Genomic DNA, 24,289 nt, shown 5'->3' with positions numbered 1-24,289 from the left:
ACTTCAGCTTAGAACTTTTTCTTGCTATTCTACCAACCTAAAAAGTAACCGAGAGGTTCAGGGAAAATATGAAATTTGAACGGAGAACGGAGAACAGAATTTAAAATCGATTGTTGATGGAACCAACGAGCTAATGAATAATGATTGATGAATAATTCCCAATATCTGAATACTTGTGGACTAATAACCATTCAACAATTGAGCAATCGGACAATTGAACATTAACACCACAACATTTCAAGCTTCTAAACCTGTGGACTGTAGACTATCGACCGTGGGCTGATCAGCAATTTAGCTATTCACTGAGGAATAACGCTTTCAAGCTGAGCCAAAGCATTTTTTTCTTTTCTACGTCAGCTGCAACCTCGGCTAGGGGGTCAGCCCATAAAAACGCTCGTTGCGACTCATCCCTTATTATCTCATACTTTCTGGAGAAGTTACTGAACTGCCACGGTTCTGGGGGCATTCCGAATGATATACAGGTCTTAAAGTCTAATTCACCTTCCAGGTGGTCGGGGGTTTCGCATTGACTAACATTTACTAAGCACACATCATCAAACGAAAGCTCTAAAGCCAATAGAATTTTTTCTAGTAACTCCTTTCCCGAATCAGACAGGTGAAGTTCTTGCAACTCTTCTACCAACAAAAGAATTTTACAGCGATTGCTGCCTAACGGTCGGTATGCTGTTTCATCTTGCGTCTCGTTAACTACATAGACTGGTTCTTGGAAGAAGAAGGGCAAAAAATCTGATTGCGTATCTATCATAGCCGGAGAAGTTAGGCGTTTTCTTGTTTAGGGGCATCTGAAATATCAAAAATAGAGCGAAGCTCATTCGCCTCATCTGGCTTCATACGTCCGGCTAGCACTAACCGCAACTGACGCCGCCGAAGGGCACCGGCAAATAGTTGTTGCTCTTCTTCTGTCTCTGGTATCAGCTCCGGTACTTTGGTTTTATTACCCCGAAGGTTGACCGCCACCATCGTGAAAAATGCCCGATGACTTTCAACTACTTGACTACTAGGCACATCTTCCGCCTGCACTTCAATGTGTACCTCCATTGAAGTATTAAAGGCTCGAGTAACCTTTGCCTTCAGCGTTACCACATTACCAATTTTTATTGGATGAGAAAACGATACATTATCTACCGAAGCCGTTACTACATAGCTGTTGGAGTGTTTCTGAGCAGCTATGGCGGCTACAATATCCATCCAATACAAGAGCCTCCCTCCCATCAGACCATTCAGTCCGTTGGTATCATTGGGAAAGACCATTTCGGTCATGGTAGTAAATGATTCTTGGGCGTTTTTTTGGTTAGGCATATCTTGAGAAGATACCGTTGAGTAATTCAATCGCAGAAAAGATTATGGTGCAAAAGTAGCGATATTCTCTCAGCGAACGAGATTTTTTAAATACTTATTGATATACCAATCGGCCTATCGCTTTAAGTATAAAAAAAGCCAGCATTTTGCTGACCTTCTGACGTGGGCACTAAAATTTTGTTACCTTAAACTCTGTCCTTCGGTTGAGTTGATGCTCTTCTTCCGAACACGATACCCCGTCGGCACAGCGATTAATCAGGTTGCTTTCGCCGTACCCCTTGCCTACAATACGACTTCGGCTAATCCCCTGAGAAACAATGTAATCAGCGGAAGCCTTCGCTCGCTTATCCGATAGGCGAAGGTTAGAAGAAGCACTGCCCCGAGCATCGGTATGCGAACCTAGCTCAATTTCTAAACCAGGGTTTTCCTTCATAGTAGCCACCATTTTATCTAGCTCTTGCGCCGCGTCAGGTCGGATCACGTATTTTCCTAAATCGAAGTAAATGGGCTGGATGTCGATGAGTGCCCCAATATCGGTTCCAATGTCAATTTTATCAAGACGGACATCTAACACCTCGTGCAGATCAATTTGCCCCGGCTCGGTTAACTGACTATTGAACGTTACCATTTTGCTGAGGTAGCCTTCTTTACTCAATTGGATTTGGTAGCTAATCCGGTCATTAAGTTCTTTATTTTCTATGCTGTGAGAAAATGTTCCTCTGGTATCGGTAGTAATGTCCAGTACTGGCTTTCCAATCATATTATCGGTAAGTATTACTTGCACCCCATCGATGGGTTCGCCCGTATCATTTTCGGCAATAAGCCCAAACAGTGAAAAGCTATGGTTTTTGCTTAGCAGTACGTCAGCCTCCCAGGCTATTTTTTCTTCGGTAGTAGAAAATTGCGTTTTATTCTCCAGATATTCACTTTGCTGAGCCACCACTTCGTACTGCCTATCCAACTCCACTACAAAAGAGTAATTACCTTCATCGTCTGCCACGGTAGAAGCGACCTCGTTTTGTTGTGCGTCGCGTAATACCACTTTAGCCCCAGGAATAAAGGTTTTACTCTGCTCATCCATCACCACTCCTTTTACCATCGGCTGGTCTAACAGTGGTTTCAATGAAGTAAAATGATAAATATCGTCACTACCTGTACCCTCTTCGCGGTTGCTGGCAAAGTACCCCGACGTTGCCTGATCTCGTTTCGTTTGATTCTTAGTATCGACAATCAAACTGAAGTCGTCCATAGAGGTATTAATTGGGTAGCCTAAGTTGGTGATGTGCCCATCGGTACCCTGCGTAATATTAATACCAAACACATCTAAGCCCCCTAACCCCTGATGGCCGTTACTGGCAAAATAAAGCTCTTTATCCGGCTGAGCTTGAACTACCCGCAGAAAAGGAAACATTTCATCTCCTTCCGTATTGATAGTTGAGCCTAGGTTCACCGGGGCTTGCCACTGACCGTTGTGATAATTACTTCGGTATAAGTCGGTGCCGCCGAACCCACCGGGCATGTCGCTCACAAAATATAGTGTGGTGTCTAGGTCAATGGCTGGGTGCCCACAGGAGTATTCCGCACTGTTGAAGGGTAGTAACTCCGGCTTGCTCCATTTACCGCTTTCTTGCTTTTCGGCGTAGAACAGTTTCAGTTTGTTTACCCCATCTTGACTTTTTCCTAGCTTCTTGTCCTTAAAATCGCTTCGGGTGAATACCACCTTCGTATTGTCAGCGAAAAAGACAGCCGATCCTTCGTGATAGCGGGAATTGATTGTTTTACTTAGTGATTTAATATCCCGTTCGCCCTGCAACTGGTATAAATCGAGGTAGTTAGACCCATCCCAGGCAAAGCGCCCACTGCCCTGACGAGCGGAGGTGAATACTAGACCACTGTCGTAGAACGTAGGGGCAAAATCAGACTGCGGAGAGTTGAAAGCCGCTTCGTTCACCGAGATAAAGGATTGGTTACGGTAGAACACTTCTGACTGACTCACCCCCTGCACTCGATTCTGAATTCTTCGTTCCTGTCCCCTCTCCTGGGCGTAGCTCTCGAACCACTGCTGCGCTTGCTCGTACTTGCCATTGCTACTCAGGGCTTCGGCGTAGTAGAGCTTGTGCTCAGTGGCAGCTACCGAATCATTAATTACCTGAGAGTACCAAGTTTCGGCGTTGGCAGGATCGTTCAAATGACGATAGCTTTCTGCAATCTTTAGTTTCACTAACTGATTGAGACTATCTTTCTTATGGGCTTTTTGGTAGAAATCCAACGCACGAATGTACGCCATTTGCTCGTAGAGCTTGTCGCCTTGCCGGATCAGTGAGCTTTGAGCCCAGGCTATTTCCCCGCCCCACAATAATCCGATAGCACAGAGTAAAACACTTCCAAGTTTCATAATTACGTTCGGTTAGAAATAGCGAGGGGTCAGCATTTTTTTATCCTTTCGCAGGAAGCGATAGTTGAGCAATAGCTCATGGCTACCCGTATTAAACTGCTGAAGATCAGTCAGGGTATAGTCATAAGCGTAGCCAATACGAAAGCCCGGGGTTACCTGCAACTCAAACAAGCCACTTATAGCATCGAACGAGCGATACGATACTCCCAGCCAAATCAGTTCCCGAATGAGTAAGTTTGCATTAAGGTCTAGTTCAATAGGCGCGCCTTCTACGGCTTTTACCAGTACGTTGGGCTTTAGCTTTAAGTCAGTATTTAAGTCGATAACGTATCCCGATGATAAAAACCAGTGGCGATACTGCTGCGCTCGGGAGCCATCAAAGCCCGGGTAAGGATTGGTTAACAACTGTGGGAGCGAGAAGCCGACATAAAATCGTTGAGTGCTGTAATATAAACCGGTTCCAAAGTTAGGTAAAAACCCTTGCAGGTCATCTGCCGCAAATGAGCCATCGTTTTGCCGAACGTTTACCTGACTAAAGGCTGCCCGATAATTATTAAAACCTGCCTGTAGCCCAGCCGAAAGCGTTCCTTTGGCCATCTGGATACGGTAAGCATAAATAGCATAGGCTCCGTACTGATTAGTGATACCGATCTCATCATGAGTCAGGAGCAGCCCTACGGCGATCTTTCTGTTTCGTAGTGGAGCATGGGCCGAAAACGTCTGACTGCTAGGGGCCCCTTCAAAACCAGCCCACTGTTCGCGCCCCAAGGCAGTCAGCGTTAATGACTCTTGACTTCCAGCGTAGGCTGGATTAATGGCCAGACCGTTGAACATATATTGGGTGTACATGGCTTGCTGCTGAGCGAAGCTCGCTAGCGACAGTAACAAAAGAACTGCCACTAGTAACCCTGGTCTTATCTGCTTCATGTTCCTTGTAATATTAGTTGTTTGTGGTTTTATTATCGGTGAATGGTAATGAAGCCCTTGCGCGGCTTACTGCCATCTCCTAAGTCAATGATATAAAAATATGTCCCGTCCGGTACTTCTTTATTGCCCAATACTAGACCGATACTAGAAGTACTGCCCCAGGCGCGGTCTTCATTATTATACCCTTGCACCTCAAAAAGCTTGTTGCCCCAACGGTTGTAAATCTGAACGGTATTATCAGGATAGTTCTCGATGCCTTCAATCCACCAAGTTTCATTATTACCATCGGCGTTGGGTGAAAAACCTTCGTAAATGATTAAGCCGTCATCATCACCATCAACAATACCGTCCCCATCACTATCCGTTTCTTGAAAATCAGGGATGCCGTCACCATCGCTGTCGCGCGGGTTCTGCGGGTCATCACCCGCTTCGGTGGCATCAGTAATACCATCCCCGTCACTATCCGTTTCCTGAAAATCAGGAACACCGTCTTGATCGGTATCAATCGGGTTTTGTGGATCGCCTCCCGCTTCGGTGGCATCGGCGATACCGTCGTTATCACTATCAGTTTCTTGGAAATCGGGCGTACCATCCTGGTCGGTATCTACGGGTTGGGTAGGGTTAGATCCAGCCTCAGCCGTATCGCTAATTCCATCGCCGTCACTATCTGCATCTTGGAAATCGGGCAGTCCGTCGCCGTCCGTATCGACCGGATTCGTAGGGTCAGCTCCCGCTTCGGTAGAATCAGCGATCCCGTCACCATCGCTATCCGTATCAAGCATATCGGGGGTACCATCTTGGTCGGTATCCGTGAGCTGGCTAGGGTTCGCGCCTGCTTCTACGTTATCAGGAATCGTATCATTATCGCTATCAGTGTCTTGGAAGTCGGGCGTACCGTCACCATCGCTGTCCCGAGGCTGTTGTGGATCGCTGCCCGCTTCTACGCTGTCGGGCACACCGTCACCATCACTATCGGTATCTTGGTAGTCGGACGTACCATCACCATCAGTATCCGTAGGCTGAGCAGGATTGCTACCCGCTTCAATACGATCAGGAATCCCGTCATTGTCACTATCGATGTCCTGGAAATCAGGGGTGCCGTCGCCATCGCTATCTTGTGGATTCGCAGGGTCGTCGCCGATTTCTACTGCGTCTGGAATACCATCTTGATCGCTGTCGGTAGTGGTAGCCCCGCCCCCGATGATGACCATTGATACGGTATTCGGTGTATCCGCATAAAGAGTACCATCACTGCCGTTCCAGCCGAACGTAATCGTGCCGCTAAAGGTAGCATCCGGAACAAAGGTGAGCTGATCTAACGAATCAACCGATATTTCATCGTCCAGATTGACCGCTACTCCACTCAGTAGCAAGGTGCCGTTTTCGGGTAACGTGGTGATCTGAATTTTCTGTAGAGCCTCGCCATCCACATCGGCAAACTGGCTAGTGAAGTCGGTAGTGGCGAATGAAACGGGTTGGCTCACTGCGCCAGATTTGCTTACTGCACCAACAGTAGGAGCATCGGGAACATCAGTCAGCACCACAGATACACTAGCTTCGCTAGCAGCATACTGAAAGCCATCGTAGCCATTCCACGCAAAAGAGATAGTATCATTGAAATTGGCAGCAGGCACCAGCGTTAGCTGGCTTAGCTCGGTCACACTGATTTCATCGTTAACCGCTACGGTATCCCCATCCAGCAGCAATGTTCCGTTGGTAGGTAAGCTAACGATCTGTACCCGAACCAAGGTGTCGGCATCAGCATCAGTAAATTGGCTACTGAAATCGGTGGCATTGAAGGTAATTGTTTCATCCTCATTGCCCGCCTTCTGTACGTCCGAAACCACCGGAACTTGCTGGGGAGACACCGTAATATTGACTTGTGCCGGAGTAGCCGCGTAAACGGTGCCATCACTACCGTTCCAGCCAAAGCTGGTAGTGCCGGTAAAGCCACTGTCAGGGACAAAAACCAGATTACCTAAATCAGCGACAGCAATTTCATCATTCAGAGCGACATCTACGCCATTGAGCTGTAACTTCCCGTTAGCCGGCAGGCTCATTACTTGAATTTTACTTAAGGTATTATTGTCTACATCGGAGAACTGATCGGAAAAATCATCCGCTGTGAAAGCAGTCTCTTTATCTTGGGCAGCTGGTTTGCTCACATCACTAACCGAAGGCGCATCATTCACCGCCGTTACATCAAAAGTGATGGTATTGGAGGCTGCGGCATCAACTGTTCCATCGTTGACCGTAAAATCAAATTCGGCGTAGCTAGTACCATTCCCATTGGTAGCGGGTAAAAATTTGAGTGCATTGGCATCGAGTTGTGCCTTGGTTACTTCGTCATTATCAGCTAGGGCTTCTCCCCCACCTATCTCACCATCGCCATCCGAATCAATAAATAAGGTGCCATCGGTCGGAATAGCATCTATGATGATTTTAGCTAAATTGTTGCCTTCAGTATCATTGTAGCCTAGATCACTGGTGGCAATCACTACTGGAGTATCTTCATCAGTAGTTAGTGTTTTATCGGTAGCTGTCGGGGCATCATTCACCGCCGTTACATCAAAGGTGATAGTGCTGGAAGCTGCGGCATCAACCGTACCATCGTTAACTGTAAAATCAAAATCCGCGTAGCTAGTACCATTCCCGTTCTTAGCAGGTAAAAACTTCAATTCATTGGCATCAAGTTGTGCTTTGGTTACTTCGTCAGTAGCTACCAACGCCTCGCTACCATCTACCACATCATTACCATTGCCATCAACGAATAAAGTGCCATCGGAAGGAATAGCGTTTATGGTGATTTTATCTAAGGCATCGCCATCCACATCATCGTAACCCAAATCAGTAGTGGCAATTGCTACGGGGGTATCTTCATTGGTTGTCAACGTCTTATCAACAGCCGTTGGAGCATCATTGACTGTCGATAGATTGAAACTAACAGTCTGGGTAATCGTTGTGGTGCCATCACTGACCGTATATTCAAAATCTCCGGCATTGTCCGTACCATTATAGTCAGCCGGAGCATCGTACTGTAGGTTCGTAAGTTGGGCAATCGTTAAAGTTTGATTAAGGGTAAGCGCATTGCCATCAGCTAGCGTAACTTCCCCCAATGATGGCAACGTTGTAACCGTGATGGCCAATGTATTGTCGTCATTATCTACATCGCTGGGCGCGGAGAGATTAAGCACGACGTCCGTCTGCTCTTCGGCAGCATTAATTGTTTCGGGATCAGCATTGTTACTTATCGGAGGATCATTTACGGGATCAACATCTATCGTAAGCGTGTTGGCTACAGCCGAATAAGCTGACCCATCATTCACCAAAAAGTCAAAATCATCGTAACTAGCACCATTTTCGTTTAAAGCTGGACGGAATTTCAATTTAGCAATATCCCCGGCAGTAATATCCTGATTGGCTAATACTACTTCCCCACCATCGATAATACCATCAGTGTTATCATCCAAAAATAAGGTTCCTTCGGAGGGCAAAGTTGTTATTTCAATATGATCTAATGCACTACTTTCTGTATCACTGTAATTGAAATCAGTTGCTGTAAAGGTGTAATCAGTATCTTCGTCAGTAGTAACAGTATTATCAGCAGCGGTTGGGGCATCATTCACCGCAGCTAAATTGAAGGTGATCGTATTCGTGGCGGTAGCATCGATAGTGCCGTCGTTCACCCGAAAGTTAAAATTATCGTAGCCAGTGCCATTACCGTTAGCCGCCGATATAAATTTTAGTTCGCCAGCATCTAATTTGGCTTTGGTTATCTCATCATTATCAACCAAAGCTTCGCCAGCATCTACCTCTCCGTCACCGTCGCCATCTAAAAATAGTGTTCCCACAGTAGCAGTACTGGTGATCGTTATCTTGCTAAGCGGATCGCTATCAACATCACTGTAACCCAAGTCTGCGGTAGTCACTACGACTGCAACATCTTCGTCTCCACTTAATGTTTCATCGGTAGCTGTCGGGGCGTCATTGATGGCCGTTACATCAAAAGTGATGGTATTGGAGGCTGCGGCATCAACTGTTCCATCGTTGACCGTAAAATCAAATTCGGCGTAGCTAGTACCATTCCCATTGGTAGCGGGTAAAAATTTGAGTGCATTGGCATCGAGTTGTGCCTTGGTTACTTCGTCATTATCAGCTAGGGCTTCTCCCCCACCTATCTCACCATCGCCATCCGAATCAATAAACAAGGTACCATCGGTCGGAATAGCGTCTATGGTGATTTTAGCTAAATCGTCGCCTTCGGTATCACTATAACCCAAATCAGTCGTGGCAATTATTACCGGGGTATCTTCGTCGGTAGTTAGTGTTTTATCGGTAGCCGTCGGGGCGTCATTCACCGCCATTACATCAATAGTCATTGTATTAGATGAAGCAGCATAAGCCGTTCCGTCGTTCACCCGGAAAGTAAAGCTAGCGTACCCGGTTCCATTGGCATTGGTAGCTGGTTTAAAAGTCAGGTCAGTCAGATCAGTGGCGGCAATATCTTGATTGAGGGATACCGTTTCCCCACTATCTACTTCGCCATCGTTATCAGCATCTAAGAAAAGCGTACCAACGGTGGGCAGCGCCGTAATTTCAACATGATCTAAACTTGCTCCCGCATCTACATCCGTGAATGGGAAATCGGTAACCACAAAAACTTTATCAGTATCTTCATTCGTACTTACGGTGTTATTACTACTGCTGGGCGGATCATTGGCCGCGTTTACACTAAGTGTTGTAGTAGCAATCATACTATTACCATCCCCATCATTGGCTATCACCGTAATACTACGGGCTGTGCCATCCGGGTTATTGCTGCTGTTATTGTACACAATCTGACGCAAAGCAGTCTGGTAATTGACTACTGAAGAGCTTCCGGTTAATGTAAGTGTACCCGTACCGCTAGCATAACTACTACTAATGTTCAATGATGATAAATCACCTACCAACAGACTTTCATCCGTACCATCCTGAAGATTCGTGATTACTACGGTGAGGCTTTCCAAGTTGGTATCATCCGCATCACTGATTGCAGCATCATCATCGGCAATAGCCACTGCACCACCATCTTCGGTAAAACTACCTTCGTAGGCAGAGCCAGTAGCTCCGCTGTCGTCATTGGCATCTAAATCCACTACCGGAACATCATTATCAGCATTCACTGTAATGCTAACTGTTTCTGAATCGGTGCCTGTATTGCCATCATTGGTCGCAATGGTTACAGTAGCCGAACCATTGTAGTCAGCCGTAGGATTAAAGGTAGCTCCGTTCAGCGCGCTGTTAATGTCAGTCAAGCTGCCACCGAAACTCAGACTGTTCGTACCATCTCCACTCACCGAAGTTAATCCGGTGGTTTGCGATAGGGTAAAAGTGCCATTAGTGGTGGTAATAGTAACGGTTTGGGTATCGCCATCTGCATCGGTCATAGAAATTACGTTGCTGTTGGTAGCATTAAATACCAAATCATTATCTTCATCGGTGGTCTGGGCACCTGGTACAGTAATCGTTGGGGGTTCATTACAGCCCACATCTACGGTATGATCGGTGTAATCGGCAGAGGGTGCCGTGTAGCCATCAGTACCCGAGGTCACTACTCCATTGGCATCTACCAGCAGTCCGGCGTTGTAGGTTCCATCGCCTAAGAACCCATTCGTATCACCGTCAGTAAAACCCGCATCGCGCACATCGTTACAGCCGTCGCCGTCCGCATCTAGCTCCAGAAAGTCGGGCGTACCGTCGGGAGTAGCTTCCGAGTCCGCCAAGGTATAATCCACAGCTCCGCTATTCACCCCGCTAGGCGATTGTAAATCATCAAAAATACCATCGGTACCCACAGTCCCGGCACTACCTACTCTTCCGTCGGTAGGTATTTCCCCGTGCCCGGCTTCTACGGCGTCGTAAATACCGTCGTTGTCACTATCTAAGTCCAGATGATTGGCAATACCATCTCCATCCACGTCATAAACATCTGGCACGCCATTATTATCCGCATCAGTGTAGCTCGTGGTAGAGCCATCACCCGTTCCGCCACCATCATTCACATCAGCAAAGTTAGGAATTCCGTCGCCGTCGGCATCGCCAATAGGCTGGTTACTGCCAATAGCTTCATCATTATCTAGAATACCATCGTTGTCATCATCAAAATCATCAACATCTAAAACACTATCGCCATCGGTATCTTTGGCATCGCGCACGTCAATTTCACCTATGCCATCGGTATTGGGTAAGTTGGTGGGAGCATTGAGTTTACCGTTGGGATCGTCTAAGCCGGTGGTCGCATCTAAATTATTATCCAATCCATCACCATCAAAATCTTTACCGGATAGCACTTGGTTGGCCTCAATCAGGTCAGAGGTGCCGTCATTGTCCGAGTCTAAGTCACGATAATCGGGAATATCGTCGCCTCCGTTAGCAGCACTTGGATCTGTGTCTGCCGGAACAATTCCGTTGGTTGGATACGCTCCCCCAGTAGCATTGGTGGTATAGGCATGATCTAGTCCATCAGCCGTGTAGGACGTACCCGTTGGTGCTTTATAGGCCGCTGTAGTCTGGGCTTCAATGTTGTCAGGAATACCATCACCATCCGAGTCTAAATCATAGGCATCGGGAATGTTGTCACCGTCGGTATCAATAAAGTTAGTTTTGGGATTGTTGTCACCATCAGGCTGGGTACCATCTGCTCTAGTATCCTCTACTTCGTCCAAAATCCCGTCGTTATCATCGTCTACATCGGCATCGTCGGGTACGCCATCACCATCCCAATCCAGTGGGTCAGGGTTGAGTTCACAGCCGAAGCCGTCGTTACGACCAGAGGGATCAGCCAACAATATTTTAGTGAAACTGGTACCATTGGTGGCGTTTACTACATCCTCAATTTTGTAGATATCACCATTAGTGCCGTTATTGATATTACCGTTATTAAAGGCGTATAAGTTACCATAACGATCTTGCCAAACCGCTCCGTAACCGCTACTAGCTGCCACTCCGTCTAGGGTGTTGTCTATAGTCAAGTTAAATCGATCGGATACCCCCGTATTAACATGAATTTTGACTAGCCGAGCATTACTTCCGTTATTGTTGATCCCATAGATATAATCGCCAATCAGTGCGTAATCAGCTGTAGTGGAAAAAGTACCCGTAATTGCTACCTCAGTAGCTGTTAATGTAGCCGGATAACTCGTAACACTGCTCACATCAAACTTTATGATTTTGCTATTTTTGACAAAACCTACCAAATTACCTTGAGCGAAGAGTACATTGTTGAAAGTTTCTGTGGTTCCCGTAATGGTAATTTCACCTACCAGTGAGAAGTTATCTGCCGGATCGTATACCCTAAGTATCTGTCCCTGACCAGAAGCCCCATTATAATTAGAATAAACGTACTGCGTTACTGCATTATAGGCGGAGTTTGTTGCCGCTCGGCTAGTCACACCGGGCAATTCAGCTATCTTCAAATACTGCTGTAGGAAGGGGTTATATCGATAGACTGCCGCAACATCTGGATCAGGGTTACCAGATTGATAACCTTCTCCTTTTGTCTGGTACAACGTATTAACTGGACCACACTGAATGCCCGAGGCATCGTCGGTATCGTCTCGGTAATCTAAGTCTCCACCAATACCTAAGTCGCCATCACTATCAGCGTAGGCCAGGGCGGGGTTGTTTACTCCGTCATTAGCAACGTAGCCATCGTTAATAGAACCCCGTTCGTAGTCGTTCAGCAGACCGTCTTGGTCGGCATCATTCGTGTTGGCAGCTTCCACAAAGCCAGCTTCTATAGCATCGTTTCCGCCTTCGTTGTCGCTATCAGTATCCAGATAGTCGGGGTTACTATCCCCGTCGGTATTCACCGGTGTGAGCCCGCTGGGGTAAGCCGAGTTGAGACCATTGTTGGAAGTGTAGGTAGCGGCATCATCGTTAGCTGGAGCCGCGTAGCTACCCGTTGGTTGAGCTTCAATATTGTCGGGGATACCGTCGTTATCACTATCTAAGTCACGTAAGTTAGCAATACCATCACCGTCGGGGTCGCCATTCCCCTCTACCGTATCTAAAATACCGTCGTTATCATCGTCTACATCCGTAGCATCATCTACCCCGTCGCCGTCGGTATCAGCTGATAGTACTGCATTACTATTACTCGGCAATGGAAGGTGGTGAAACGTATTATCCGCGTAGAAAGCTTTGCCATTAGCGCTAGCAAATACTGCTAGGCATACAGGCAATACGATAGCAATTATCCGGTACTTTTTCATTCTACTTTTGCTCTTAGGTAACTTCTTAGCTTCAAACTTATTCAAAAAAAGTATACCAAAAATTTACACACATTACGTGTGTATGATCTTTGTTGGAAGCCACAATTGTTACTTTCGAACTAAGTACCGTTTTTCTCTAAACGACAAATTTTCTTCTCAAATCAATACAATGTTTCAGGGTGAATAAAGAATACTTAAACAAAACCTGATCGTTAGCGATGTTCTAGAGTGAGTATGCTAAATGCCTTTTTCACTTAATTTTAAATTATTTGCTTGTAAAATAATCATTAATTGTGTGGTATTTAGCTGTATTCCTCGAACCCCAATTTTTGCAATAAAGTGTTTTTGCTTATAAAAACAATGTATTTTACGTAATGATAATTTCACCATAAAAAAGGATATGTTACACTACTCCGCCTGTAAATGCTTCCAGGCCCAAAAAAGAAACCCCATTCCACCCCCAGCTACTATTGTGAAAATTACTGCTAAATTAGTATTACCATAAACCCAGTTTCCAGTAGCAAATAGAGCAGAGTATACTGCAATTGATCCAACCAATACACAAAGCAACTCCAGGGGCAGTTGCCCTGGTACTTTTTCCAAAGCTATTCCCTGGGCTTTTGCTTTTTCAACAACTGCATTCCACCCTTTTCCACCGGGCTTTATTTTTCGATAAAAATTGAAGAGCGTTTCATCATCAGTAGGACGAGTCATAAAGGCTGAAACGATCCAAATGACGGTAGTAAGCAACGAGCCAATCACAATCGTTTGCCAGCTTTCTAAGCCATGTTTGGCAAAAGTAAAAAACCCAGCAATAATCAGAGAAGCAATCATGGCTACTATTTCAGTCATGGCATTAATTCGCCACCAGAACCAGCGAAGAATATAAATCAACCCAGTTCCGGCTCCGAGTAGCAATAATAAATTAAACGCCTGACTGGCATCAGTTAGCAGTAATCCTAAACCTAGTCCTAAGAAAGCAGAAAGTACGGTAATGAGCCGAGCCGCCCAAACTAATTGCCGTTGAGAGGCATTCGGGTTAAAAAACCGCTGATAAAAGTCATTTACCAGATAAGAAGCCCCCAGGTTAAGTTGCGTAGAAATAGTAGACATAAAGGCCGCAATCAGCGAAGCTGCCACCAGCCCCAATAAACCCGCCGGAAGTAGGGTAAGCATAGCCGGATAGGCCACATCATCGCCTAACTTATCTGCCGAAAGCGAAGGAAATACCCGCTGGATATCCGTCAGCTCCGGAAATACAACGATAGAGGCTAAAGCAATTAATATCCAAGGCCAGGGACGCAAAGCGTAGTGGGCAATATTGAAGAACAGGGTAGCACCAATGGCATTTCGCTCATCTTTAGCGGAGAACATCCGCTGGGCGATATACCCTCCTCCACCTGGCTCAGCCCCCGGATAGTAGGAAGCCCACCACTGAACGGCTAGGGGTACCAGCAGTATTGGCACCCACACTGATGGATTAGAAAAATCAGGAAGAATTTGGATTTTTTCCAGCACCCGTTCATCAGCTAGCAGAGCACTCAGACCACCCACCTGCTCATGGTTCACCAAGTAGATGCAAGCCCAAATTGAGCCGATCATTGCCAGAATAAACTGCACAAAGTCCGTAATCACTACCGCTTTTAGTCCACCGAAGGCACTGTAAGCCAGAGTGATTGAGCCCGCAATAAGCAGCGTAAGCCAACCGGGCATACCTAAAACAATCTCACCGAACTTGATAGCGGCTAATGAAACTGCACCCATTACCACCACATTAAATACTAGTCCTAAGTACAATGCCCGAAAACCTCTCAGAAAGGCCGCCGCTTTTCCACTATAACGCAGTTCGTAAAACTCTACATCGGTTAGCACCATAGAACGTCGCCAGAGCTTAGCGAATACAAAAACGGTGAGCATACCTGTCAATAGAAAAGCCCACCAAGTCCAATTTCCTGCTACTCCGTCTACCCGCACTAGTCCAGTTACCAGATTAGGGGTGTCGGCGGAGAAAGTGGTTGCCACCATAGAAACTCCGAGCAGCCACCAGGACATATTTCGCCCCGATAGGAAAAATTCCGAGACATTATCCCCTGCTTTTCGGGAAACGATGAGACCGACAATAAGCACAAATAGAAAGTAGGCCGCGACAATGACCCAATCGAGCGTAGCAAGTTGCATGTAGTAGTATTATCTGATTTGGTAATGAATCTTAGATAGATAGTAATCCGTTATTCACTCGCTCTATCATCCATTTCATTAAATAAGGCAGCAATATACGGGTTAGAATTTTTAATTTTAGGAAAATCAGTACGCAGGGCATGAAAAAAACAAGAGATGTACACCTTAAACAGTTCGTGAAAAATTACCTAGCCATACCCGATACTGATTGGCATCTAATTGCCGACTGCTTTCGGCAACAACAAGTGAAACGCGGAGAGGTAATCTTAGAATCAGGTGACGTTTGTCGTCATCTGTATTTTTTAGAAAGTGGTTTGTTACGATACTTTATTGTCAAAGATGGTGAAGAGAAAAACAAATTCTTTACCGTAGCCCCCTACTTCTTTACTTCGCAATACAGTTTTAACAACCAAGCTCCTGCGCGCGAGACTATCCAAGCTATTGAAGATTCTGTGATTTGGGAAACTACTTACCGAGAAAACCAACGGTTGCTTCAATTGACCTCTTGGAATCAGTTTGCCCAGAAAATTACTCAGGAAGTGCAGTTTTTTACTGAGGAAATCCTGGAAGAGCTACAGACCGAAACAGCTGAGAATCGCTATATAAAACTGCTAAACCATCAGCCGGAACTGCTGCAAAGAATTCCTTTGAAACATCTGGCTTCTTTTCTGGGAATTGCCCCTCAATCGTTGAGTAGAATCAGAAAAAAAGTGATGGCTGGCCACCGAAGTTAACCTAGGTGCAGTAGATTTTAGTTGAGCTTTGCCAATTTTGCGCATCTTAAAATTTGTTACAAGATGCTCAAAATAAATCAACAGAAGAACTATCATTTTTCTGCTACCATAGCCGTAGATAAACCACTAGCGGAAGTCTGGGAATTGCTCACAGATATTTCTCGCTGGAAAGTTTGGGATACGGAACTTAAAGAATCTTATCTGAACGAAGCGTTCGCGCTGGAGGCAACCGGAGTACTTATTCCCAAGAAAGGCCCGAAGCTGAAGTTTTTTATTTCCGAGCTTATCCCAGGACAATCGTACACCTTCAACACAAAAATGCCCGTGGGCTACTTAGTCATTAAAAGAGCATTAGCGTACCAAGACCAGGTAACATATTTCACTGACGATGTACAGTTTACTGGTGCCCTAAAACACGTTTTTGGAGTGGTGCTGGGACGAGGCTTTCAAGCTTCGTTACCAGAAGTGATGGAAAACTTTAAGCAACTTGCCGAACAGCATAAACAGCCAACCCCATGATTGCTCTGAGAATTATTTACGTCCTCAATATCATCGTAGCCGGACAGATTGCTATTTCGGCGATGTTCAATCCGGCTCGAGCGGCTACTACTACTTTCGGCAGTGCCTATCCTCCCACAGAGGTAATGCGACTAGTCGGCTGCCTATGGTTGGGGATCACTGTTTTATCCATTCTTGGCCTCTGGAAACCCATCACTTTTTCGCCCGTGCTTCTACTTCAATTAGTCTACAAAGGTTCCTGGCTATTGGTAGTAGCGCTACCCGCCATCAGAAACGATGCGCCTTTTCCTACCGGAATGGCGATCTTCTTCGTCATCTGGGTGCTGGCACTCCCATTTCTGATTCCTTGGTCAACTTGGCTGAAGTAATAAACACTTACAACAGTGTATTATCAAAAGGCATTCTAATCAGAAGTCGTTTGAGTAGAAGGCTAAGTATCATGCTTGGCTATCACTTCATTCTGACTTTCCACTAAAGCTCGCTTTATATAATTTCTAAACTTTAAGTTTTTCTGATACTGTTGCTTTTTCAAAAACTCAATCATATAAGCTACAATTGCTCCACCAAAAATAGCAATTCCCAGTTCTGATATCATGTCAAGAATTATGGTATTGATAAAACCACCGAGCACGTTTCCGTAGTAGTACTGAATAATTCTAGCCCCAAACGTAATGATAATACCTAGTCCAAAACAAATACCAAGAAATACTGAATGAAAGTACTCTTTATTGATGATCAAATCTAGATCTTCGGGGTGCTTCCGGTAGTGCTCTAATACTTCCGGGGTCACGTTAGTATCGTCAGGGAAAAGAGCCCCTTGCAACCTGTTCAATAACTTCATGCTGATTGTTAAAATAATGATGTTATGAAACCAACTGACACTCCCCAAGCTGCTTTCTTATCATCCCAAAAGTCTCTTTCTTGCCAAATCTGATTTTGAAATAAATCGATAGAAAAGGCCCTCTTATCATCGAGGTAGTACTCAGCCCCAAATGTGGCGCGAGTAGTAAAAATCCTCCTACCATCTTGATTTATACTAGTGATGCTATCGCTTTGGGTAGCTACCGGATAGTCATAGAACTTCACCCCTGACTGGAGTAGCAAAAAGAAACGAGTTTTGTTTCCTCCAAATCTATATCCTCCACCTAGTATTAGGTCCAAAAAAACGCAGTACCGTTAATAATATTGGTTAAGCCATTGATATTCTCAAGTTTGTACTTTGTGTCATAAGTATCGTAGTTGAGACGAAAAAATACGTCGTTATTATTTTTTAGACGGTATTCTATGGATGTCTTCACCAACAGTCCTCCCGATAAAGACTGAGCACCGTTGTATAAATAGCCTATTTCCAGTGCAGGTAAAAAAATTTGTTCCCTGAGGCTTGTAGCTGCCTGATCATCTTCTGATTGAGAGTAGCCAAGCCACGATAACAAACTGCAAAAAGTAAGTACCATACATTTTTTCATATTATTTGTAATTGCAAATAGAAGTGTAGGGCAATGCACGTGTACTTCGGCAAGTAGCTCTTTTTTGTAGGTAAAACAAAATTCTGCTCCCAAGGCATAGGCAAACTGCTGATGAGAGCAGTTTGCCCTCGGGCTAAATTATGTATTATTATATGGGTAAATTTCTTCGTTACTCTTCTAAAGAGGCACTCAACGATGACTGCTCAACCATCTGACGGTAGATTTGCCAATCTTCTTGGTAAAACTTCTTAACCTCTACCTGAAATTCACCCACTAATTGCTCCGCATGCTGTACTAGTGCTTTATCCTGCGGAGAAGGCATTCGCAAACGAGCTTGTAACGCCTGACGAGCATCAGACACTTTAGAGTACGCGGTAGTTTCAAACGACTGCCAAGCTCCTACTTGCTTCTCGGAGCGTTTACCCTTCGCTAGGTCATTCAGCAACTTAATCTTCTCCCGTATGTTTCCCGACTGCTGCTTTAAATCACCGTATTCCTGATTATCAGATTCTTCAATCTGCGCCAACACATTCTGAGCAGTTGTATCACTAGCCGCCAGTTGATTCAGTGACTGAGTAAAGGAGGCCACAGATTTGTCTAACTGTTTTCGTAGTGCGTACAATGCTTCGTCTACTTCCGACTGATACTCGAAGCGCGGATCGGGAATGACTTTCAATTGGGTGGTATCAGTTTCGCCAGCATAGTCAATCACGATGGTATAATCGCCAGGTAATACCGGGATGCGACGGGTTTCTTCGGTAACGTAGGCCCCCGGTAACTCAGCGTTTCCTTCGTTCAACTTCCAAGTAAGATGATTCAAGCCAGAAATCACTTCTGATGATGTAACTGACTGAATTTCATTTTCTTCGACATCCAGTATTCTAGCCACCGCTTGTGTAGTATCTGTTACCTCAGAAACAAAAAAAGGAATCTCTACTTTCTGAAACGGGCGGTTTTCGCCCTCAAAGGTAGTATGAAAACCTGTCCAGATGTTGCCGGGCGGAGCGATGAACAGGCCTTTTACTTGTACTACATCGTTTATCGGTAACGCAGTTAAACCATCGTTCAATCGTTGGGCAGCGGCTTCGCGTAATGTGGACAAATCATCCAGCACCCAGATGGCTCTTCCAAACGTTCCAATAATCAGAGCTGATTCTCGCTCCTGAATGGCTAAGTCCATGGTTGATACCGACGGAAAACCGTTTTTCATCTGCGTCCAGCTACCACCCTCATTCATGCTAATCCACAGTCCGTTTTCGGTACCGAGAAATACGAGGTTCGGCTCTACCGGATCTTGAATCACCGACAGAGCGTATCCCCTCACATCGTTGGCATTCGCCATTTGCTGCCAGGTTTCGCCGTAGTCACGCGTCATAAACAGATACGGGGCGTAATCACCTTGGCGATAATTGTTTACCACCATCCAGGCGGTTTCCGCATCGTGGCGAGATGCTTGTATCTGAGCAATCCAGGCTTGTTCGGGCAAACCGATCACGTTAGCAGTGATGTTCTCCCAATCTTTTCCACCGTTACGAGTGAGTTGTATTTGCCCATCATCGGTACCTACCCAGATCGTTTTTTCTTCCAGCGGACTAGGGGCAATCGTTAGGATAGAATTGTAAAATTCAGCTCCAGAAGCATCAATCGTTAGTCCGCCGTAGTCTTGCTTCTGCTGCTCGGGATTATTAGTCGTTAAATCGGGAGAAATGACTTCCCAAGTAGCCCCTCTATCCGTTGTCTTATGCACGAACTGACTGCCGTAGTAAGTCACATCCTGATCTTGGGGGTCGCGGGCAAATCCGGCATTCCAGTTGAAGCGCAAGCGGGTTTCCAGATCGGGCGCAGTTGGTTTAATGCTTTGGTAGTAGCCCGTTAGCTTATCGTAGCGGTACAGGTCGCCGTTTTGAGAGGTGCCGTAGCCAAAGCGAGCGTTAGCCGAATCGGGCGAGATATAAAAACCATCACCACCGACCAGATACTGCCAATAAAGCGTGCGAATGCCGCCCCGCTTCCAGACGTAGCCCGGTCCCGACCAGTTACCGTTGTCCTGCATCCCTCCGTACACATTATAAGGCATCTCATTATCCACGGCAATATGGTAAAACTGCGCTACCGGAATGGTTTCAGGAAAGTACCAGCTTTTTCCGTGGTCGTGGGTAATACCCAGCCCACCGTCTCCGCCAATAATGAAGAACTCCGGATCGTTAAGGTCAATCCAGAAAGCGTGAAAATCGGCGTGGATGCCCTTGGTTTCATCCGCCGGAATCATGGGAACCGGATCAAAGCTTTCGCCCCCATCGTAGCTCACGCTGAGCGGTTGGTAGATGTTGTACAGTCGATTTTCATCGGCCGGGTCAACCGATAATTCCTGAAAGTAGAACGGTCGGTTATTGGTAAATTTGGGATTGTCATTGATCATCTCCCAAGTGAATCCACCATCCTCACTACGGTAGAGCGCATTTTTCTGAGCTTCCACCTTAGCGTACACCCGGTTAGGATTACTCGGAGCTATGGCAACACCGATCCGCCCCAGTTCTCCCGCAGGCAAACCGTTTTCTTCGCTCAGCTGCTGCCAAGTATCACCCCCGTCCATCGTCACAAACAGTCCCGAACCCAGCCCACCCGACGTAAAGCTGTAGGGTGTCCGTCGGTGTTCGTACATAGCGGCAAATATTTTCTGAGGATTGCGGGGATCCATCACCATATCCCCTACTCCTGATTGATTATTGGTAAACAGCGTTTTATTCCAGGTTTGTCCGCCATCGGTCGTTTTGTACACTCCCCGATGCTCATTTGGACTAAACGGATCGCCCATTGCCCCTACGTAGATTACGTTACTGTCGCTCGGGTCAATCAGAATGCGGTGAATGGTTTTAGTTTTTTCCAGTCCAACCAGCTCCCAGCTTTTTCCGGCATCACGACTTCGGAAGAGTCCCTGTCCCAGATTCATGGAATTACGAGGATTCCCTTCTCCGGTACCCACCCATACTACGTTCGGATTATCGGGCTGCACCGCTACGGCACCTACGTTCTGGGTAGGTGCATCATCAAAAACACTCGTCCAAGCCGTACCACCGTTTTCTGATTTCCACACTCCGCCGGAAGCGGCTCCTACGTAGATTGTTTTAGGATCATCTCGCACTACATCAATCGCGGTAATGCGACCGCTCATATTGGCGGGACCTACGTTGCGAATGACTAAGTTCTGAAATTTTTCAGGATCGTACTGTTGCGCCTTGCTTGGTTCGGGAAGCAACGACAACAGCAAGACTAAAAAAGATAATGAAGCGGTGGTTCGTAGCATGAGATTTCAATTAAACCGCAAGATATTCATCCCAGCGGAAAATCAAGTAATAGTAAGGCAAGAACCTTATCCGCAAACAAAAACACCCGAAGCAGAGCCTCGGGTGAATAGTTATTAATTGAGTAAGCCTGATTTACTGACCGGAGCCAGCGGGCTTCTTCTCCGTGCTTTCGCTAGCAGCATCATCCGATGGGGCATCATCCGATGAGGTGCCTTCTTCCGGGAATAAGGCTACTTTTATATAGCTATCGAAGTTGAAGTACTTGTTAGCCGTCTCTTTCAAACCTTCAGCAGTTAAGCTATCGATTGCTTCCTCGTAATCTAGCACTTTTTCGGGATTCTGATCACGAAAATACGCTTGCTGAAGTGTTCGTAACCAGTAGCGATTTTCTTTAAGATTAGTTTCCATATCCCGCCGTTGAGTTTCTTTCACTTTCTGCAAATCTTTCTCCATTGGACCGTTTTCCTGCATCTTCTTGATCTCGGTAAATACGGCTTCCGACAGGTCTTCTACGTTTTCCGGAGCACAAGGGAAGCTCACTGTAATTGAATAATGCTCGTAGGGATATTTAGAAGGATTGGCTCTCGCTCCAATGCCGTACACCCCACTCTTCTTCTCCCGTATCTCTTCAATTAGTTTAATATTTAGGGCTTGCACTAAGGCATTCAGTTCAAAGGCCTCCTCTCGATTGTAGTCAAGCTCGCCAGTAAAAGTAATATTCACCATGCTTTTGGGATCGGTGCCTTTGTACACTTTTTCTTCTACTACTCCCGAAGGAGGGCGAATGCCCAAATCTTTCCAGCTCTCTTCCCGATTGGTAGCCGGTAAGCTGCCCAGATACTGAGCAACCATTGGCTTCATTTCTTCTACATCAAACTTACCCACAAAGAAAAAAGTAAAATCACTAGCATCGGCAAAGCGATCATTGTAGGCTGCGTAGGCTTCTTCAAACTCTACTTTTTCCCAATCTTCTTGGGTAGGAAATCCCCCACCCCGAGGATTATCCTGCGACAGAATTCGCGATAACTTATCTTGGTAGTAGTAACGTGGGTCGGATAGCAGGTTCGCATAAATTGCTTTATTACGGGAGATGAACGACTGAAAAGCTTCCTGATCTTGACGAGGAGTAGTAAAGTACAAGTGCGTAAGCTGAAGCAGGGTTTCAACATCTTTGGGAGTACTATTACCCGAAAAACCTTCGGTTAATGTTCCGATAAACGGCGAAACACTAGCGTTTTTATCAGCCAAGTACTTATCTAGTGCGGTAGCGGAAAGATCTTTCACTCCACTTTGGGCTACCAACCCATCGGAATTTACCGCTGAGTAGTACTTTTCCAGGTCATATACCGAATGACCTCCGGGACTAGAGGCAGTCATCAGAATCTCATCATCTTTAAAATCGGTAGGTTTTAGCACCACTTTCACTCCGTTAGAAAGCGTAAGTTCGGTAGTACCAATTTTGTCGAGCACGTTCTCTTCGGTAATACTTCCTGCTTCGGGCATAGTTTCCATGAGTGAGCTGGCCACCGCCTCATCTTCGTAAGCCGTTACTTCCGCATTTTCCATTTCCTGAAGAATGGTGCGTACTTCTTCTTCCGAAGGAACGCTTACGCCATCTTTTTCCGGAGCCATTACCACAGCTACTCGGTTTTCATTATTTATCCACTCTTCAGCCAGCTTATTTACCTCCTCTAACGTGATGCCCGGTAGATATTCTTTCATAAACTCGTACTCGAATTCAATACCGGGAATCGGCTCATCTTGTAAGAAGTTTCGGATGTACTCGGCCGCGTAGCGTTCCGATTCGGTTTTCTCCCGCTCATTGTAGGCTTTCTCGTAGCGAGTGAGAATTTGCTTCTTGTATCGATCCAGTTCAGTTTGGGTGAATCCGTACTGGCGCACTTTCTCGTTTTGTTCCAGCAATGTTTTCATACCACGCTCAATGCCATTTTCCGGCACAATGGCGAATAACTGATACGCTTCTTTAGTTCGCAGTACGGTACCGTGATAGGCACTGGCATTCATAAAAGGCGGATCGGCTTCGCGGGTTAGCTCGGCCAAGCGTTCGTTAAGCATTCCAGTAAACAGACTATGCACGGATGACTCCCGAAAATCCCGGATCGTCTCCTGCTCTTCAGGCATTTCTTTATCCTTATAAAAAAGAATAATTTGGTTGAAGGTAGCCTCCGGATCGGTTACTACCGATACTTTGGTGTCATTGTGGTACGGTATGTCGTACAGTTGGCGCTCTCTAGCCTGAGCCGGGTTTTCTAAATCACCAAAACGCTCCGTTATCTCCTGCTCCATTTGCTGCGGGTCAATATCGCCCACCACAATTACTGACATCAGATCAGGACGATACCAGTCTTGGTAGAAGCTTTCTAAGGTAGCGTAGTCGAAGTTTTCTAGCACCTCTTTGGTTCCAATTGGCAATCGCTCGGCGTAGCGCGAACCGTAGAGCAGCTTAGGAAAATACTCATCCCGCATTCGCTGCTGAGCACCTTGTCCAATTCGCCACTCTTCAATAACTACTCCGCGTTCTTTATCAATTTCTTCCCCATCGAGACTCAGCCCTCCGGCCCAGTCTTCTAGAATCTGTAGCCCTTTTTCTAAGGTAGTATCGACGGTAGGTAGCCGCAACATATAAACGGTTTCATCAAAGCTGGTGTAGGCGTTCAGGTGCGCCCCAAAGCGAACTCCGGCAGACTGAAGAATACTTACTAGTTCGTTTTTTTCAAAATTCTCGGTACCGTTAAAGGCCATATGCTCTAAGAAGTGCGCTAGCCCCAGTTGTTTATCATTTTCCAGAATAGACCCGGCGTTTACGGCTAAACGCAGTTCCACCCGATTTTCGGGACGGCTATTTTGTCGGATGTAGTAGGTTAAGCCATTGTCTAGCTTACCAATTTTCACCTTATCGGTGGTTGGAATTTCGTTAGAAAGTTCCAGGTCGCTAGTCATTGCTACTTCCTGTGCGTACCCCGTAGTGAGTACCCAAGCGAAAATAACCGACAATACTCCCATTGTTTGTCTGTTGAACATATTTCTGAGTTTAGGTATTAAATAATCTATTGAAGATACAAAGCATTCTGCTAATGAACGTATTTGAAGAAGATTAATTCTGATGTAACGGAAGTTAACAAGCAGTGGGCGAGGAGCTGGGGGCATGGGGCAAGGCGGGTGGAGCAAA

The 24,289-nt window shown here is 45.9% G+C and carries 14 protein-coding genes; 3 read left to right on the top strand and 11 right to left on the bottom strand.

All coding sequences use genetic code 11. The annotated features are described in order from the left end of the window. Window positions 1-295: 295 nt before the first annotated feature. The 6 genes from P0M28_RS28975 to P0M28_RS28950 all read right to left on the bottom strand — a co-directional run bounded on the left by P0M28_RS28975 (window position 296) and on the right by P0M28_RS28950 (window position 15,075). Window positions 296-766, bottom strand: a complete 471-nt coding sequence (locus P0M28_RS28975) for a hypothetical protein (RefSeq protein WP_302206999.1) — start codon at window positions 764-766, stop codon at window positions 296-298. 11 nt (window positions 767-777) lie between these two features. Continuing rightward, on the bottom strand, window positions 778-1,320 hold the full coding sequence (locus tag P0M28_RS28970) for an acyl-CoA thioesterase (RefSeq protein ID WP_302206998.1): 543 nt from the start codon (window positions 1,318-1,320) through the stop codon (window positions 778-780). Window positions 1,321-1,489: 169 nt separating this feature from the next. Continuing rightward, window positions 1,490-3,715: an OmpA family protein gene (locus tag P0M28_RS28965; protein WP_302206997.1), complete on the bottom strand. Its 2,226-nt coding sequence runs from the start codon at window positions 3,713-3,715 to the stop codon at window positions 1,490-1,492. Between the two features lie 12 nt (window positions 3,716-3,727). Then, complete coding sequence (locus tag P0M28_RS28960; RefSeq protein ID WP_302206996.1) at window positions 3,728-4,642, bottom strand: PorP/SprF family type IX secretion system membrane protein; 915 nt, start codon at window positions 4,640-4,642, stop codon at window positions 3,728-3,730. A 32-nt stretch (window positions 4,643-4,674) separates the two neighbouring features. Then, window positions 4,675-12,897: a tandem-95 repeat protein gene (locus P0M28_RS28955; protein WP_302206995.1), complete on the bottom strand. Its 8,223-nt coding sequence runs from the start codon at window positions 12,895-12,897 to the stop codon at window positions 4,675-4,677. A gap of 408 nt (window positions 12,898-13,305) precedes the next feature. Next, entirely contained in the window at window positions 13,306-15,075 is a 1,770-nt protein-coding gene (locus P0M28_RS28950; protein WP_302206994.1) for a sodium:solute symporter family protein, read from the bottom strand. Between the two features lie 140 nt (window positions 15,076-15,215). Between P0M28_RS28950 and P0M28_RS28945 the strand changes: the two genes are divergently transcribed. From P0M28_RS28945 to P0M28_RS28935, 3 genes are all read left to right on the top strand, one after another. Then, window positions 15,216-15,809: a Crp/Fnr family transcriptional regulator gene (locus P0M28_RS28945; protein ID WP_302206993.1), complete on the top strand. Its 594-nt coding sequence runs from the start codon at window positions 15,216-15,218 to the stop codon at window positions 15,807-15,809. A gap of 63 nt (window positions 15,810-15,872) precedes the next feature. Next, a complete protein-coding gene (locus tag P0M28_RS28940; RefSeq protein WP_302206992.1) occupies window positions 15,873-16,328 on the top strand; it encodes an SRPBCC family protein in 456 nt (151 codons plus the stop codon). Next, a complete protein-coding gene (locus P0M28_RS28935; RefSeq protein WP_302206991.1) occupies window positions 16,325-16,696 on the top strand; it encodes a hypothetical protein in 372 nt (123 codons plus the stop codon). Before P0M28_RS28940 ends, P0M28_RS28935 begins: the two co-directional genes overlap by 4 nt. Window positions 16,697-16,758: 62 nt before the next feature. On the opposite strand, the gene P0M28_RS28930 is transcribed toward P0M28_RS28935, so the two are convergent. The 5 genes from P0M28_RS28930 to P0M28_RS28910 all read right to left on the bottom strand — a co-directional run bounded on the left by P0M28_RS28930 (window position 16,759) and on the right by P0M28_RS28910 (window position 24,141). Further along, entirely contained in the window at window positions 16,759-17,169 is a 411-nt protein-coding gene (locus tag P0M28_RS28930) for a hypothetical protein (protein WP_302206990.1), read from the bottom strand. Window positions 17,170-17,177: 8 nt separating this feature from the next. Beyond that, window positions 17,178-17,432 (bottom strand): hypothetical protein, encoded by a 255-nt coding sequence (locus P0M28_RS28925; RefSeq protein WP_302206989.1) that lies wholly within the window; start codon window positions 17,430-17,432, stop codon window positions 17,178-17,180. Window positions 17,433-17,479: 47 nt separating this feature from the next. Continuing rightward, complete coding sequence (locus P0M28_RS28920) at window positions 17,480-17,794, bottom strand: hypothetical protein (RefSeq protein ID WP_302206988.1); 315 nt, start codon at window positions 17,792-17,794, stop codon at window positions 17,480-17,482. A gap of 169 nt (window positions 17,795-17,963) precedes the next feature. After that, complete coding sequence (locus P0M28_RS28915) at window positions 17,964-21,098, bottom strand: VPS10 domain-containing protein (RefSeq protein ID WP_302206987.1); 3,135 nt, start codon at window positions 21,096-21,098, stop codon at window positions 17,964-17,966. Between the two features lie 133 nt (window positions 21,099-21,231). Continuing rightward, window positions 21,232-24,141 (bottom strand): M16 family metallopeptidase, encoded by a 2,910-nt coding sequence (locus P0M28_RS28910; RefSeq protein WP_302206986.1) that lies wholly within the window; start codon window positions 24,139-24,141, stop codon window positions 21,232-21,234. Window positions 24,142-24,289: the final 148 nt, after the last annotated feature.

The organism is Tunicatimonas pelagia (assembly GCF_030506325.1).
In the GTDB taxonomy this organism is placed as follows: Bacteria; Bacteroidota; Bacteroidia; order Cytophagales; family Cyclobacteriaceae; genus Tunicatimonas; species Tunicatimonas pelagia.
This window is presented reverse-complemented; position numbering and strand designations above follow the sequence as displayed.